At 69.4% G+C, this 15283-nt stretch carries 15 protein-coding genes; 11 read left to right on the top strand and 4 right to left on the bottom strand.

Annotated features, from left to right (window positions below):
• The first annotated feature begins 155 nt into the window (after window positions 1–155).
• The 4 genes from ACFJGT_RS04095 to ACFJGT_RS04080 all read left to right on the top strand — a co-directional run bounded on the left by ACFJGT_RS04095 (window position 156) and on the right by ACFJGT_RS04080 (window position 5418).
• Window positions 156–2951, top strand: a complete 2796-nt coding sequence (locus ACFJGT_RS04095; RefSeq protein WP_377846141.1) for a hypothetical protein — start codon at window positions 156–158, stop codon at window positions 2949–2951.
• On the top strand, window positions 2839–3522 hold the full coding sequence (locus tag ACFJGT_RS04090; RefSeq protein ID WP_377848918.1) for a tetratricopeptide repeat protein: 684 nt from the start codon (window positions 2839–2841) through the stop codon (window positions 3520–3522). The genes ACFJGT_RS04095 and ACFJGT_RS04090 overlap by 113 nt, the downstream gene beginning before the upstream one ends.
• 199 nt (window positions 3523–3721) lie before the next feature.
• Entirely contained in the window at window positions 3722–4651 is a 930-nt protein-coding gene (locus ACFJGT_RS04085; protein WP_377846139.1) for a sulfite exporter TauE/SafE family protein, read from the top strand.
• A complete protein-coding gene (locus ACFJGT_RS04080) occupies window positions 4648–5418 on the top strand; it encodes a TIGR02186 family protein (protein WP_377846136.1) in 771 nt (256 codons plus the stop codon). Before ACFJGT_RS04085 ends, ACFJGT_RS04080 begins: the two co-directional genes overlap by 4 nt.
• A 63-nt stretch (window positions 5419–5481) precedes the next feature.
• On the opposite strand, the gene glp is transcribed toward ACFJGT_RS04080, so the two are convergent.
• Entirely contained in the window at window positions 5482–6723 is a 1242-nt protein-coding gene (gene glp, locus ACFJGT_RS04075) for a gephyrin-like molybdotransferase Glp (protein WP_377846134.1), read from the bottom strand.
• A gap of 152 nt (window positions 6724–6875) precedes the next feature.
• Between glp and ACFJGT_RS04070 the strand changes: the two genes are divergently transcribed.
• The 3 genes from ACFJGT_RS04070 (at window position 6876) to ACFJGT_RS04060 (ending at window position 8895) form a co-directional block, all read left to right on the top strand.
• The gene (locus ACFJGT_RS04070; RefSeq protein ID WP_377846132.1) at window positions 6876–7133 is read left to right on the top strand and encodes a sulfurtransferase TusA family protein; all 258 of its coding nucleotides are present in this window, start codon (window positions 6876–6878) and stop codon (window positions 7131–7133) included.
• A 27-nt stretch (window positions 7134–7160) separates the two neighbouring features.
• The gene (locus ACFJGT_RS04065) at window positions 7161–8276 is read left to right on the top strand and encodes an Mrp/NBP35 family ATP-binding protein (protein ID WP_377846128.1); all 1116 of its coding nucleotides are present in this window, start codon (window positions 7161–7163) and stop codon (window positions 8274–8276) included.
• 220 nt (window positions 8277–8496) lie between these two features.
• Window positions 8497–8895: an SRPBCC family protein gene (locus tag ACFJGT_RS04060; protein WP_377846126.1), complete on the top strand. Its 399-nt coding sequence runs from the start codon at window positions 8497–8499 to the stop codon at window positions 8893–8895.
• Between the two features lie 6 nt (window positions 8896–8901).
• Here the strand turns inward: ACFJGT_RS04060 and mobA are convergent, their stop codons facing one another.
• Both mobA and ACFJGT_RS04050 read right to left on the bottom strand, forming a co-directional pair.
• Window positions 8902–9519 carry a molybdenum cofactor guanylyltransferase MobA gene (gene mobA, locus ACFJGT_RS04055; protein ID WP_377846124.1) on the bottom strand — a complete coding sequence of 206 codons (618 nt, stop codon included), beginning with the start codon at window positions 9517–9519 and terminating at the stop codon, window positions 8902–8904.
• A gap of 8 nt (window positions 9520–9527) precedes the next feature.
• Window positions 9528–10043, bottom strand: coding sequence for a DUF2478 domain-containing protein (locus ACFJGT_RS04050; protein ID WP_377846122.1), 516 nt, complete (start codon window positions 10041–10043; stop codon window positions 9528–9530).
• 210 nt (window positions 10044–10253) lie between these two features.
• Between ACFJGT_RS04050 and ACFJGT_RS04045 the strand changes: the two genes are divergently transcribed.
• The 3 genes from ACFJGT_RS04045 (at window position 10254) to ACFJGT_RS04035 (ending at window position 13136) form a co-directional block, all read left to right on the top strand.
• Window positions 10254–11510 (top strand): peptide ABC transporter permease, encoded by a 1257-nt coding sequence (locus ACFJGT_RS04045; RefSeq protein ID WP_377846120.1) that lies wholly within the window; start codon window positions 10254–10256, stop codon window positions 11508–11510.
• A gap of 89 nt (window positions 11511–11599) precedes the next feature.
• Window positions 11600–12583, top strand: coding sequence for a threonine/serine dehydratase (locus tag ACFJGT_RS04040; RefSeq protein WP_377846118.1), 984 nt, complete (start codon window positions 11600–11602; stop codon window positions 12581–12583).
• Window positions 12584–12614: 31 nt separating this feature from the next.
• The gene (locus ACFJGT_RS04035) at window positions 12615–13136 is read left to right on the top strand and encodes a GNAT family N-acetyltransferase (RefSeq protein ID WP_377846115.1); all 522 of its coding nucleotides are present in this window, start codon (window positions 12615–12617) and stop codon (window positions 13134–13136) included.
• A 17-nt stretch (window positions 13137–13153) separates the two neighbouring features.
• Here the strand turns inward: ACFJGT_RS04035 and ACFJGT_RS04030 are convergent, their stop codons facing one another.
• The gene (locus ACFJGT_RS04030) at window positions 13154–13465 is read right to left on the bottom strand and encodes a hypothetical protein (RefSeq protein ID WP_377846113.1); all 312 of its coding nucleotides are present in this window, start codon (window positions 13463–13465) and stop codon (window positions 13154–13156) included.
• A 636-nt stretch (window positions 13466–14101) separates the two neighbouring features.
• Between ACFJGT_RS04030 and ACFJGT_RS04025 the strand changes: the two genes are divergently transcribed.
• Window positions 14102–15274 carry a M20 aminoacylase family protein gene (locus tag ACFJGT_RS04025; RefSeq protein ID WP_377846111.1) on the top strand — a complete coding sequence of 391 codons (1173 nt, stop codon included), beginning with the start codon at window positions 14102–14104 and terminating at the stop codon, window positions 15272–15274.
• Window positions 15275–15283: the final 9 nt, after the last annotated feature.

The following is a 15283-nucleotide window of genomic DNA, read 5'->3' as shown; positions in this document are numbered from 1 at the left end:
TGCTGTTTACCATGCCGGCCAAATGTCGGGAACGCGCATCGGCGTCGTGGCTTCGTCAACGGTATCTTCACGATCAGCCAAGGTTCGCGCGGAAGGCGACGGCACCAGGGGGCCTCGCATGCCGCAGACAAGGTCCCCCTTAGGCGAGCGAGATCATGGCCAATAGCTTGCCCTGGAGCGTGAAGGGCGTCGATCCCCGGACGCGCGATGCGGCAAAGGCGGCGGCCCGCCGGGCGGGCATGACGCTGGGCGAATGGCTCGACCACAAGATCCGCGACGAAAGCGACGAGGCGCATTTCCCTGCCGCAGCACCTGCGCCGGCCGCGCCGGAGCAGCTCGACATCGCCGCCTTGTCCGAGCGGCTGGCCCGCCTGTCGCAGGGCCGGACGGACACCGCGCCGCGCCAGGCAGCCCCCAATCCATCGCGCGAGGCGATCGACAGCCTCGTCGGCCAGGCGGCTGCGCTCGAAAGCCTGACCCGCGAAGCCAATGCCCGCACCGCTGGCGCGCTGGATTCGATCACCCGCTGGATCGAGAAGACCGAGGACCGCCTGTCGTCGAGCGAGCGCGGCTCCGCCGAGCGGCAGGAGCGCGCCACCAACGTCATCGCCGACGCGATCAAGACGATGGGCGAGCGCATCGCCGAGATCGAGCGCCGCGGCATCGAAGCGCAGCAGGCCCGCGCCGAACAGGCGCCCCGCCTCGCCTTCAGCCGCGAAGGCCTTGCCGCCGCCGTCACCGACATCCGCACGCGCCAGCGTTTCCTCGACACCGACGAGATGGCCGCTCCGCGGCAGCCCGCGGTCGCGCCCGAGCGTATCTCGGCGCTGCGCGAGGACCTGCGCGAGATCGGCTCGCGCCTCTCCCATGAAGGCCGCCGCCCGGCGCAGCCGCAGCGGCCCGCCGCCCCGGTCCGCGTCGACACCAGCGCCATCGAGGCCAAGATCGGCCTGCTGGCCGAGCGCCTCGACCGGCTCGACCGGCGCGACCAGTTCGAACCCCTGCTCAAGCCTCTCACCCGCATCGAGGCGGAAGTCTCGCGGCTGTCGCAGGACCGGACAGGCGAGAGCTACCAGCGCTTCCAGCTCGAGATCGCGCATCTGGCCGCCAAGGTCGATGCGCTGGCCACCCGCGGCGGCCAGGTCACCAATCTCGATCCCATCCGGCGCGATATCGCGGAGCTGAGGGACCTCCTCGGCACGGGCGGGCAGGACCACAAGCTGGACGACTTGTCCCAGCAGGTCGCGACGCTCGGCTTCGAGATCGGCCGGCTGCGCGACCACCGCCCCGACATGGGCGAGCTGCGCAGCCTGGCGAGCGCCATCGACGACGTGCGCAGCGTGGTGCTGTCGCAGCGCGGCGAGATCCCCGGCGCGAGCCTCCTGACCTCGCTCGCAGGCCAGGTCGACGCGCTCTCGCGCAAGTTCGACGAGGTCGCAACCCAGAAGCTGGATGAAAGCGGCGCCTCGCGCCAGAGCGATTACCTCGCCAGCCGCATCGATTCCCTGCAGCAGCGGATCGAGGCCCTGGCCGAGCAGGGACCCGCCAACGTCACCCGCCAGATCGAAGCCCTTTCGGACCGGATCGAAAGCCTCGCCGCTTCGAACCAGCTGACGCGCATGGTCGGAGAGGGGGCGACGGCGGTCGACCTCAACCCGATCGAGCAGATGCTGCGCCATCTCGCCGAGAAGATCGACGAGGCCGGCGCGCCCGGCGCGAACGCCGAATCCTTCGATGCCCTCGAACGGCAGATTTCCGGCATCGCCAGCCGCCTCGACGAGGCGTCCGCGACCCGCTCGGCCGAGAACGGCATGGAGCGCACGCTGCAGGACCTCGTCGTCCACCTGCGCTCGATGCGCGAGGAAACGGCCGCCGAACGGGCCGCCCTCGCCCAGGTGGCCAGCACGGCGGCATCCGGCAAGGGCATCGCCGAATTGTCGAGCCTGGTCACGGGCCTGCGCGACACCCATGTCTCCTCCGACAGCCAGACCCGCGACGCGCTCGGTGCCGTCCACGGCTCGCTCGAGACGATCATGTCCCGGCTGGCGAGCCTCGAGGCCGAACTGCAGGGCGAGCGCCGTCCCCAGGCGAACGGGCTGGCTGCGGCGATGCGCGCCGGCGATGGCATCGTCCGGCCCAACGCCGCAGCGGCACGCGACAACCCGAGCCTTTCGGTCGGCGCAGCCATGCAGGATCGTTTCGCCATGCCGGCCGGCGAACCTGCTCGCAGCGAACCGACCCTGCCGGCGAGCACGGCCTTCGACATTCCACTGGAGCCCGGCTCCGGACGCCCGCGTCCCGAAACCACGATCGGCGCAGGCCAGGACCCGCAATCGGTGCGCCAGAGCCTGATCGCCGCCGCGCGGCGCTCGGCCAAGGCCGCGAGCGAAGCCGCCGCAGCGACGCCCTCTCCGGCCGCGGAGCCGTCGGCCAAGACCCCGAGCCGACTTAAGGAGATCCTGGAGAAGCGCAAGCGCCCCCCTGCTGCTCGGCCTGGCCGCGCTGGTCCTCGCCATGGGCACCGCGCATCTCGTGACATCGTCGCTGCGCGGCAATGGCGACAAGACCGCCAACAACGAAGCGCGCAGCCTGATCGCGCCGCCGGCCGCCCAGCCGGAGGCGCCGGTCGCCCCGTCACAGGCTCCCGCCAAGGATCAGTCCTCGGCGCTGCCCGCCGCTTCGCAGGAGGCGCCGACCTCGCCGGCCGCCAGCAATGCTGCGCCCGAGCGATCCATCACCGCCTCGGTCGCATCGGCCACGCCAGCCGCCCCGGCTGCACCCGAAGCCGTTCCCGCCGCGCCGGCCGAACAGACTCAGATCGTGACCGGCATCGGCGACCTGCCGGTCGGGCTCGGCAGTGCGGGCCTGCGCAAGGCAGCCCAGGATGGCGATGCGCGCGCGGTCTACGAACTGGCGAGCAAGGCCGCCGACGGCCCGGCCAACCAGCGTGATCCCAAGCTGGCGCTGCGGCTGTTCGAGCGTGCGGCAGTCGCGGGCCTCGCCCCGGCCCAGTTCCGTGTCGGCAACATGTTCGAGAAGGGCATCGGGACGCAGCGCGACCTGTCGCTTGCCCGGATCTGGTATCAGCGCGCCGCCGAGCGCGGCAACGCCAAGGCGATGCACAACCTCGCCGTGCTCCATGCCGAGGGCGCCGCCGGCAAGCCGGACTACGCCCTGGCGACGGAGTGGTTCCGCCGCGCGGCGGAACTCGGTGTCCGCGACAGCCAGTACAATCTCGCCGTGCTGCTCGGACGCGGCCTCGGTGCGCCGACCGACCTCGCCCAGTCCTTCGTCTGGTTCTCGGTCGCGGCCGGCCAGGGCGACGAGGATGCCGGCCGCAAGCGCGACGAGGTGGCCCAGCGCCTGAAGGCTGAAGATCTCGCCGCGGCCAAGGGCTTGGCGGCGAGCTGGAAGCCCAAGACGCTCGACGCCGCCTCGAACGAGGTGACGCCACCCGCCAAGGGCTGGGATCCCCAGCCGACCGCGGCAGCGCCGAAGCCTAGCAAGCAATCCCGGACCTGAGCCGCATTGCGCAACGTCATGCTTTCGACGTGTTGACGCGGCACGACGAACAATCGTTTCCTAGGGCGGGCCGGAAGCGGCCCGCCTTCATCTTTTCAGGAACCTGCCTTTTCAGGACCTTGTCTTAACCCGGACGGGCTAGTCTGGGGCCAATCAGGCGCATGCAGATGCCCATGCGCCCGCCTTGCGAGGGGTAAGCGTGCAGATCTACCTGCCGATCGCCGAGCTGCCGATCAGCGTCCTGATGGTTCTCGGCCTGAGTGGTGCGGTGGGCTTCATCTCCGGCCTGTTCGGCGTGGGCGGCGGCTTCCTGCTGACGCCGCTGCTGATCTTCCTCGACATCCCGCCAGCGGTGGCCGTCGCGACCGTGGCGGCGCAGGTCGCGGGCTCCTCGATGACCGGCGTCCTGACCTATCTCCGGCGCAAGGCGCTCGATCTCAAGCTCGGCGGCGTGCTGGTCAGCGGCGGCATCCTCGGCACCGTGCTGGGCGTGCTGTTCTTCAACACGATGCGCCGGCTCGGCCAGCTCGAGCTCGTGATCACGCTGTCCTATGTCACGCTGTTCTCGATCATCGGCGGGCTGATGCTCTACGACGCGCTGCGCGCGATGCTGCGCGTCCGGGCCGGCAGGCCGGCGCGGCTGAAGCGGCGCGGCGGCATGCATCCCTGGTGGATGGGGCTGCCCTTCCGCCAGCGCTTCTATCGCTCCGGCCTCTATTGCAGCGTTGTGCCGATCGCCTTGCTCGCCATCGTGATCGGTTTCATCGGCGCCGTGCTCGGCGTCGGCGGCGGCTTCATCCTCGTGCCCGGCCTGATCTACTTCTTCCGCATCCCACCGGCGGTGGTGGTCGGCACCTCGCTGTTCCAGATCCTGGTGACCATGACCGGCGCGACCGTGCTGCATGCCGTCACCAACCAGTCCGTCGACATCGTCCTCGCCGTGCTGCTGCTGGTCGGCGGCGTGATCGGCGCGCAGTTCGGCGGGCGCGCGGCGCGCAATCTCAATGTCGAATCCTTCCGCCTGCTGCTGGCGCTGCTGATCCTGTCGGTCGGCCTGCGCTTCGCCATCGAGCTCTTCATACCGCCGAGCGAACCCTTTTCGGTGGTCGTGCCGGAGAGCGGGCGATGAGGTGGCTCGCCGCAACCCTCGCCGCTCTCGCGATCGGGCTGACCGCCGGCACGGCCCGCGCCGAGACGCTGATCGCGGCGATGTCGAGCCACCAGATCCAGATCACATCGAACTATACCGGCAGCCAGCTCACGGTGTTCGGACTGGTCGAGCGAGACGGCCGGACGGTCGCGCGCGGCGACCCCTACGACATCATCGTCACCGTGCGCGGCCCCCGGCGCATGCTGCTGGTGCGCGAGAAGGAGCGGCTCGGCCCGATCTGGATCAACCGGACGCAGCGGCGCTTCCCGGACAATCCGGTCTTCTTGCATGTCGCCAGCAATCGGCCACTCGCGGAAATGATGAGCAACGAGACGGCGCAGCGCGACCGCATCGGCCTCGTCAACGCCGAGCGTCCCTCGGGCAGTTGGGTCGATCTCGATCCCGGCCTGCAGCGCTTCCGCGAAAGCCTCGTCCGGATCATGCAGGCCAAGGATCTCTACGGCTACGAGGAGCGCGGCGTCACCTTCCTGTCGAGCGCATTGTTCAGCGCGCCGGTCGACATTCCCGCGACGGCACCGACCGGCTCCTACACCGTCGACATCGTGCTCTATTCCGGCGGGGTGCCGCTGGCACGACAGCAGACCAATTTCGAGGTGATCAAGACCGGCATCGAGCAACGCCTGGCCCTGGGCGCCTATGACTGGGCCCTGCTCTACGGCCTCATCACGGTGCTGCTGGCGCTCTTCCTCGGCTGGGGTGCGAGCGTGATCTTCCGACGCGACTAGAGCCTCCGGACGGTTGCGGAAGCGCCCTTGGCTTGAATCCGCGACAACCACGGGATCGCAGACTTAGAATAGTTCGGCATAGGGCAGGAACGGCGCGGAATCGCCCGCATCGACCTGCCCGACATCCTCGGCGAGCACCACGAGCCCATCGGACTGCGCGAGCGAGGCCAGAGAGCCTGCTCCCTCGCCGGGATGTCTGCGGGCAACGACGGCGCCATCGACGCCCTGCTCCAGCGAAACGCGCAGGAATTCGCGGCGACCCGGCTTTCTGGCATACGCGAAGCCCAGCCTGACAGGCCAGGCTCGCGGCGGACGATAGGCCTCTCCGGCCAGCCGGGCGAGCAGCGGACCTGCAACGAAAGCGAAGCCGACGAAGACCGCGACCGGGTTGCCGGGCAGCCCGATGAAGGGCGTCCCGGTGACGCTGCCGATCGCGATCGGCTTGCCGGGCTTGATCGCCACGCGCCAGAGGTCGAGCGTCCCGCAGGCGAGAACCGCATCCCGGACATGATCGGCCTCGCCGACCGAGACGCCGCCGGAGGTGAGCACGAGATCGCAATCGGTAGCGGCCTCGCGCAGCCGCTGCTCCAGCCCCCTCGCCTCGTCACGCAGGATGCCGAGATCGACGACTTCGGCACCGGCCCGCAGCAGCATGCCCCGCAGCATCGCCCGGTTGGCGTCGTAGATCGCGCCGGGGCCGAGCGTCTGACCGGGCTCCGCGAGTTCGTCGCCGGTCGAGAACAGCGCGACACGCGGACGCCGGCGCACGGTGACCTCGACCAATCCAAGCGCCGCGAGCAGGCCTAGATCCTGCGGCCGCAGACGCCGGCCGACCGGCAGAACCTCCTGCCTCCGCGCGACATCCTCGCCGGCCAGGCGCAGGTTGGCGCCTCGTTTGATGCCGGCAGGCAGGGCGACCGCGCCATTCTCCGCGACGACGTCCTCCTGCATCACGATCGTATCGGCGCCCTCGGGAACCGGCGCGCCGGTGAAAATGCGCCAGGCGCCCTGCTCCAGCACCGCAGGAGCCTCGCCGGCCATCGTCCGGCCGAGGACAGGCAGACGGGTCGCCGCGCCGGTCGTGAGATCGGCGAAGCGGACGGCATAGCCATCGACCGCGGAATTGGCGAAGGGGGGCAGGTCGCGCGGCGCGATCAGCGCTTGCGCCAGGACATGACCATCGGCTTCGGCGAGAGGCAGTTCCAGCATGCCGGCAACCGGATGCACGCGCGACACGGCGTCGGCCGCGGCTTCGTCCAATGTGAGGAGCCCGGAATCGGATCTGCCGCCGCCCAGTCTCGCCATCACGGTTCTCGCCTGCTTCGGCCGCCCGAGCCCATCGCCGCCCGCTTCCTCCCGATCGATCGCCTCTTCATCGTCGGCGTGGCGGACGGGGTCAAGCGACCTGCGTCAAGGCGGCGGTTGCTGCCGCCCGTGCAGCCGTCCTATGAAGCAGCATGACGACAACGGCCCCGGCGGGCGCGACCATGGATACGATTCCGCTCGACCTGCGCGGCCTCAAATGCCCGCTCCCGGTGCTGCACGTCCGCAAGGCGCTGATCGCCGCACGGGCCGGCAGCCTCATCGTCGTCCAATGCACCGACCCGATGGCGGCGATCGACCTGCCGAACCTGGCGCGCGAGACCGGCAACGCCGTCGAGCATCAGGGCGATGCGGACGGCACGCTCGTGTTCCATATCCGCAAGGCCGCCTGAAACCGTGAGTGAACGGAGTCCAACGACGTGACCGTCTCCCAAGCCGATGTCCTGCGGGCGCTCGAACTGGTGAAGCTGCCGGCCAGCGGGCAATCGCTCGCCGCCTCCGGTCGCATCGGCGATATCCTCGTCGATGGCGGCAAGGTGATCTTCGCGATCGGCATCGACGCGACCGAGGCTGCGGCGATGGAGCCGGTGCGCAAGGCGGCCGAGAGCGCCGTCGGCGGCCTGCCGGGCGTGACGCAGGTTCTGGTCGGGTTGACCGCCGACAAGGCCGGCCCCTCGGCCGGCATGCAGGCGCGCCAGCAGGCGCAGCGCCCGGGACCGGGCGGTGCACCCAAGCCGGCCGGCGTACCGGGCGTGAAGCAGATCATCGCGGTGGCCAGCGGCAAGGGCGGCGTCGGCAAGTCGACGACCGCCGCCAATCTCGCGGTGGCGCTCGCGACGCTCGGCCTCAAGGTCGGCGTGCTCGATTCCGACATCTACGGGCCGTCCATGCCGAAGATCTTCGGCATCACCGGCAAGCCGCAGATCGTCTCGGGCCGGACGCTCGCGCCGATGGAGGCCTATGGCCTCAAGGTGATGTCGATCGGCTTCCTCGTCGACGAGGAGACGCCGATGATCTGGCGCGGGCCGATGGTGATTTCGGCGATCACCCAGATGCTGCGCGAGGTCGCCTGGGGCGAACTCGACGTGCTCGTCGTCGACATGCCGCCCGGCACCGGCGACGCCCAGCTCACCATGGCCCAGCAGGTGCCGCTCGCCGGGGCCGTCATCGTCTCGACGCCGCAGGACCTCGCCTTGCTCGACGCGCGTCGCGGCGTCGCGATGTTCAGGAAGGTCGCGGTGCCGATCCTCGGCCTCGTCGAGAACATGAGCTATTTCACCTGTCCGGCCTGCGGACATCGCTCCGACATCTTCGCCCATGGCGGCGCCCGGCACGAGGCGGAGCGGCTCGGCATCCCCTTCCTGGGCGAGATCCCGCTGGCGATGCCGATCCGCGAGACCTCCGACGGCGGCCGCCCGATCGTCGCCAGCGATCCCGCGAGCCCCCATGCCAAGGCCTATGTCGCGCTGGCGCGCCAGGTACAGGCCAGTCTCGGCGGTGCGGTCCGGGCCGCACCACGCATCGTCATCGAGTAGCATCCGTCGAGCGCCGTTGCCGGTGACTTGACAGAAGCGCCATTTCGTTCTTCTTTTGTTCTTAACCACCTGCTGACTTTGCAAGGAACCGCGCCGTCATCCCGGGCTTGATCCGGGATCCATGCCGGAACGCTTCCGGTCAAGCTTCAGGAATAGGTCCCGGATCTCGGCTACGCCGCGTCCGGGATGACGTACGGTCGAGTTCAAGAAGGACATTGCCATGGCCGTCCAGCGCGCCCGCCATATCGGGATCGGCATCGATCGCCCGGTTGAAGAGGTCTATGCCTTCCTCGCCGATCCCGTGAACTTTCCCCGCTGGGCCGAAGGTCTCGGCCACAGCTTCGTGCGCGTCGAGGGCATGACCTGGCGTGCCGAAACGCCGATGGGGCCGATGCGCATCCTGTTCAGCGAACCGAACAATCACGGCGTGCTCGACCATGCCGTCATCCCCGAGCACGGCGCGGCCATGCACAACCCGATGCGGGTCGTCGCCAATGGCGACGGGGCCGAGATTGTGTTCACGCTGTTCCAGCGCAACATGTCCGACGACGAGATGGCGCGTGACGCGGCGATGGTCAGCCGCGACCTCGCGGCGCTGAAGAGGTTGCTGGAGGGATAGGCGCGGTCAGGTCGCGGCCGCAACCAGCCGCTCGGCTTCGGCGAGGTCCTCGGGCGTGTTCACATTGAAGAAGGGATCGATCGGCTCGAGCGGCCACTCGGCGACGGCGACGCCGTGGCTTTGCGTCCAGCGGCCGAGTCTGCGTTCCCCTGCAGCCAATGCCCGGCGCAGGTCCTCCCGCAGAGAGACCGGCCAGAGGCCGATGGCGTGATGTTGCTGCCCGCCCGAGGCCGCGCAAGCGAGCGGCGTCCCGGCCGCGACGCGCGCATGGTGCAATCGCGCGGCGAGATCATCCGGAATGAAGGGCGTGTCGGCTGCGACGCTGAGCAGCCACTGGGTCTGCGGTTTTTGCGCGGCGATCCAGTCGAGCCCGGCGAGGATACCGGCGAGAGGACCGGGGAAATCCGGCACCGTGTCGGCGACGACCGGCAGACCGAATGCGGCGAGGCGCGCGGGATCGCCGTTGGCGTTGAGCAGGAGATCGTCGCACTGGCCGCGCAGGCGATCGACGACATGGGAGAGGATCGGCCGGCCGGCGAGCGGTTTCAGCGCCTTGTCGCCGCCACCCATGCGCCGGGCAAGGCCACCCGCGAGGATCAGGCCGATCGTGGGCGCCTCTGCCATGCCGATCGTCAGGCTGCGACGGAGGTCGCAGCCGATGCCCAGCGTTCCACGACGTCCTCGTCCGGCACCAGCTCAAGCCAGTCGTCGCCGGCGAATTCGCGCCAGGCCGGCAGGAAATCGCTGCGCACGGCGATCAGCAGCGGCAGGCCGGCGAGCAGCGCGCCGGCAATCTCCTGGCGCAGGCCCTCGCCCAAGGCCTCCTGCTTGCCGAAGCGGTTGACGATCACGAGATCGACGCGCCCGGCCAGCGCATCGGAGAAAGCCGCCGCCGCAGCCGCCAGACCGGCCGCATCGAGATGGCAGCCCGAGGCACCGGCACCGAGATCCTGGCTGATCGGAAAACGCCGACCGCTCGCGACATCCTCCAGCGACATCGCCATGCAGCGGTCGTCGCAGGTCGCGTCGTTATGCTGGACCACGCCGCCGAGGCGCAGGCCCTGCCGCTTCAGCCGGTCGACGAGCCCGTGCATGAAGGCGTCGATCGCGAAGCCGCTCGCAAAGGGGATGGCTGCCAGCATGGTCATGCCGGTTTCTCTCACGAACGCCGCGACTTCGCCAGAGACCTGTGCCACACCGTGCGCGAACGGCCGCAAGGCATCTCCGGAGATCATCGTGCTCCGCGTCGCCGATTCGACGATATCAAAACAGCTTCCAGTGTTGCGCCGCACCTACAGTCGGGGGCGCCCGCGCCCGCTAGGGTGACAGACTGAGGCCCGTGACTCCCGCCGGAACGCATGATCCGAAACAACGCCCAAGCCCCGCTCGACCCGGCCACCGACGCCGCGCTGCTGCTGCGGCGCATCGGCTTCGGCACGCTGGCGCTCGTCCTGCCGCTGGCCGCGCTGGTCTCGCGCCGGGCCGCCGTCGTGCTGGTGCCGATCGGCATCGCGCTGCTGATCATCGCGGCCTTGATCGAGGACCCCCGCAGGTTCGTCGGCACATTCCGGGCACTTCTGGTCAGCCGCCCCGGCCTGATCCTGATCGGCCTGATCGCCTGGGCCTTCCTGTCGCTGGTCTGGAGTCCGTTCCCGGCCGCAGCCGCCGAGAAGGCCGGCAATCTCATGCTGGCGGCCGTGCTCGGCTTCGTCGGCCTTTCCGCCTTGCCGGAGCGGATGCGCTCCTCGAACCTCAACCTCGTCGCACTCGGCACCGGCAGCGCCGGCATCTTTGCGCTCGGGCTGATCGCGGTCGCGGCGCTGCGCCATGCCGAGACGCCGCCCGGCGCGGTCGAGCGCGGCGTCTCGATCATCCTGATCATGGCCTGGCCGGCGCTGGCCTGGCTGCTCTCGCGCGAACGCGGATTGAGCGCACTCGGGCTGGCGCTCGTCGTGACGCTGCTGGCGCTGACGCGGTTCGAGGACGGCGAGACGCTGGCGATGATCTTCGGCGCGGTCGCCTTCGGCGCGGTCACCGCCAGCCCCGAGCGCGCGACGCAGATCATCGCGGCGATCGTCGCGGGGCTGATGCTGTTCGCCCCGGTCCTGCCCTTCCTGATGGCGCCGCTGGTCGCGATCCTGCCGGACAGCGCCGATGATTTCGCGCAGATGCTCTCGATCTGGGCCGATGTGATCCGGCAGTCGCCGATCGAGGTGATCACCGGCCATGGCCTCGACACCGTCCTGCGCGGCCAGATGAACGGCACCTTGCCGCAGCCCGCCCCGGCAACCCTGCTGTTCGAGACCTGGTATGAGCTCGGGCTGGTCGGGGCCGCTGCCGCCGCGGCCTGCCTCTATTTCGCGATCCGCGCCGCCGGGCGCATGACCGGAGCGCTCGCCGCCGGTGGCGTCGCAGCCTTCACCACCGCCTTCGCGCTCAGCGTCTTCGGCTTCGCGCCGCTGCTGCCCTGGTGGCTGATGACGCTGACCGCCGTGATGCTCCTGTTCGGCGCCATTGCACGAGGCCAGTACCGCACCGACCGCCCCGCCGTGCCGCTGCCGACGCGCGCGCCCAACCATACGCGTCCGAAAGCCGGTCAGCCGCCGCGCGCCTAGCTGCCCGAACGGCCGACGCTTGACGGCCGGGCATCCGCTGCGCTCTCGTGCCGCCGAACCGGAATCGCCCGGCAGAGGACCAGAGCGCCATGACCATCGACGTCACCACATTCGACGTCAGCCTTGCCGACGTCCAGGCCGCTGCGGCGCGCATTGCCGGCAAGGTCCGCCGCACGCCGACCTATTACAGCGCAGGGCTTTCCGCGCGGCTTGGCGTCGAGACCTGGGTGAAGGTCGAGAGCCTGCAGCTCGGCGGCTCGTTCAAGGTCCGCGGCTGCTACAACAAGATGATGGGGCTGAGCGAGGCGGAGCTGCAGCGCGGCGTCGTCACAGTGTCGGGCGGGAACCATGCGATTGCCGTCTCGCTCGTTGCGAAGGCCGTCGGCACGCGGGCGCTGGTCCTGATGCCGCAGGCGACGCCGGCACTGAATATCCGCCTGACGGAAGAAGCCGGGGGGCAGGTCGAGCTCTGCGAGGATTCCGTCGCCGCCTTCGCCAAGGCCGAGACTTACGCCGCGCAGGGCATGACCCACGTTCATTCCTATGACGACCCGGCCATCATCGCCGGCCACGGCACGCTCGGCCTCGAAATGGCGGCCGATGCCGGCGGGCGGCTCGACCACGTCTTCATCTCGGTCGGCGGCGGCGGCTTCTCGGCCGGTGTCGGCGCGGCCCTGAAGGGGCTCGACCCGGCCGTGCGCCTGCACGGCGTCGAGACCGAGGGCGCGACGACGATGACGCAGGCGCTGGCGGCCGGCGAGCCGGTGGCGATCCGCCCGACCTCGATCGCGCGCACGCTTGGCGCCCCCTTTGCGACCAGGCGCACCATGGCTGCGGCGCGGCAGTTCCTCGAGGAGATCGTCGTCGTGCCCGACGCGGACGCCGTCCGCGAACTCGTCTGGGTGCTTCAGAACGGACGGGTGCTGCTGGAGCCGGCGGCGGCCTGCGTCGTCGCCGCGGCGCTGGCGCGGAAGGACAGCTTCCGGCCGGGCGAGCGCATCTGCCTCGTGCTCTGCGGCTCGAATGTCGCGCTTGAGGATATTGCAAGCTGGCGAACCAGCTTCGGCGTCTGACGCCGATCCCGCCGCCATTCCGGAACCAGCCATGAGCAGCCGATCGATCCCCACGCTGCAGACGCAGCGCCTTGTGCTGCGCCCGATGGTGGAGGCGGATTTTCCCGCCTATGCCGCTTTCCTGGCGTCACCGCGTGCGGCAGGGCTCGGCGGTCCGCTGTCGCTGCGCCAGGCCTGGGGTCTGTTCTGCCACGACATCGCGTGCTGGAGCCTGTACGGCCATGGCGGGCTGATGATCGACCGGCGCGCGGACGGCGCCTGCATCGGCCAGGTCGGCATCAGCCACGGCCCGCTCTTCCCGGAGAAGGAGCTGGGCTGGCTACTCTATGAGGGCCACGAGGGACAGGGTTACGCTACCGAAGCCGCCATCGCACTGCGCGGCTGGGCCGCGCAGGCGCTGGGGGTTGCCGAATTGGTCAGCTATATCGCGCCCGACAACGCAGGCTCGGCCGCAGTGGCGGAACGGCTCGGCGCCGTTCGCGACCTTGTCGCCGACAGGCCCGACCCGAACGATCTGGTCTATCGGCACAGGCTCACGACCGCGCCCCGCTAAGGGCGCGGCAGGCTTCGTCAGTTGCTGTTGCGAGCGAGCCTCGCATAACGGCTGCGCTTGCTGGCGGAGGCGTAACGGCTGCGCTTGTGGCCGTACCAGGACAGCTCGCGCGCGCCGACATCGGCATGGACCAGGCCATTGGAATAGGTGCCGACGCCACCGACGCTCTCGATCGCGCGGGCGGCAGCCGCAGCCTTGCGCGACGAGGTCGCCATCGGCCGGAAATCGATCGCCCGGCCGCTGTAGTGCTGGGAGTGGCGGGCATGACGGCCGCCGCAGGTCGAGGTGATCTGGATCGGACCGATCTTGGCGACGAGCTCGGCGATCATCGCCTTCGTTTCGGGCTTCAGGCAGCCGAGGCCTTTGACCTGCGGCTGAAAGGAGATTTTCTCGGGCGTAACATCAGCCAGGGCGGCGGCAGGCAAGAAACCGCACAGTAACGCAAGCAACGACAAGCGACGCATCATCAACCAGACATGTAAGGGGGAATTGGAAAGGATCAGGCCAGATAATCTCGATGGCCCGAGCGGATGGCGCGCTCTCTATGCGTGAAGCAAGGCCGAATCATGGCTGTCGCCTTTTCAGGTTATTTCACTATCGTGACCCAGATCGCTCATGGCCCTTGGTCACGTAGGAATGAGACCGGGGAAGCCGACGACGAAGCGCTGTCATCCCGTGCGCGGTGCAGCGCGCAGCGGTGCGCCGCAGACACGGGACCGCGCGACGAGAAAGCGCCTTTCCTCGCGGCCTCCGAGAAGGCGCCCCTTTTGGGAGACGGTCCCGTGTCTGCGCAGCGGCATTCCATGCCGCAGCGCGCACGGGATGACCCGTGGGTGGCCCCCGCCATTCCGCGAAGGCCCATCCCCTGCGCGCCACCGGCTTGGACAGGCGGGGCGTGGCTGGGCTAGCCTGCGCGACGGCACCCGCTTTCTGCGCGGTCGCCCCATACCATCTCAGAGGATACGATGCCCAAGACCGACATCATCGCGGCGCTGACCCCGGAAATCACCGCAATCCGCCGCGACATCCATCGCCACCCCGAGCTGATGTACGACGTCCACCGGACCGCCGGCCTCGTCGCCGACAAGCTCCGGGAATGGGGCGTCGACGAAGTCGCCACCGGCGTGGGCCAGACCGGCGTCGTCGGCGTCATCAAGGGCAAGGGCCAGGATTCCGGCCGCGTCATCGCCATGCGCGCCGACATGGACGCGCTGCCGATCCATGAGGAGACCAATCTCCCGCACCGCTCGACCGTGCCCGGCAAGATGCATGCCTGCGGCCATGACGGCCATACCGCCATGCTGCTCGGCGCCGCCAAGTACCTGAGCGAGACCCGCGATTTCGACGGCACCGCCGTGCTGATCTTCCAGCCCGCCGAAGAGGGCGGCGCCGGCGCCAAGGCGATGATCGACGACGGGCTGATCACCCGCTTCGGCATCCAGGAAGTCTACGGCATGCACAACAAGCCGGGTGTGCCCGTCGGCAAGTTCGAGATCCGCAAGGGTCCCGCGATGGCCGCGGCCGACCAGCTCCACATCAAGATCGAGGGCCTCGGCGGCCATGCGGCCGCGCCACATCGCGTCAACGACCCGATCGTCGCCTCCTGCGCGCTCGTCTCGGCGTTGCAGACGGTCGCCTCGCGCAATGCCGACCCGCTCGAGTCGATCGTCGTCTCGGTGACAGCGCTCAATGCCGGCGAGGCCTTCAACGTCATCCCGCAGACCGCGGAGATCAAGGGCTCGGTGCGCACGCTGACACCGGAAACCCGCGACCTCGCCGAGAAGCGCATCGCCGAGATCGTCGAGGGCGTGATGAAGGCCTTCGGCATGAAGTACCAGCTCAACTATCGCCGCGGCTATCCGGTGACCTTCAACCATGCCGGCCAGACCGATTTCGCCACCAGCGTGACGAAGGAGGCCTTCGGCTCGGACGCGATCAACACCGAGGTGCCGCCGACCATGGGCTCGGAGGATTTCTCCTACATGCTGGAGGAGCGCCCCGGCGCCTTCATCAATATCGGCAACGGCGACTCGGCCGGCCTGCACAACCCGGCCTACGAGTTCAACGATGCGGCGATCCCGGTGGGCGTGAACTACTGGGCGAGCCTCATCGAGATCGCGATGCCGCAGCGCGGCTGACGGCTCAGG

The organism is Allobosea sp. UC22_33, assembly GCF_042700715.1.
Taxonomy (GTDB): Bacteria; Pseudomonadota; Alphaproteobacteria; order Rhizobiales; family Beijerinckiaceae; genus Allobosea.
Note: the sequence above shows the minus strand (reverse complement) of the source record. Positions and strands in the feature narration are given on the sequence as shown.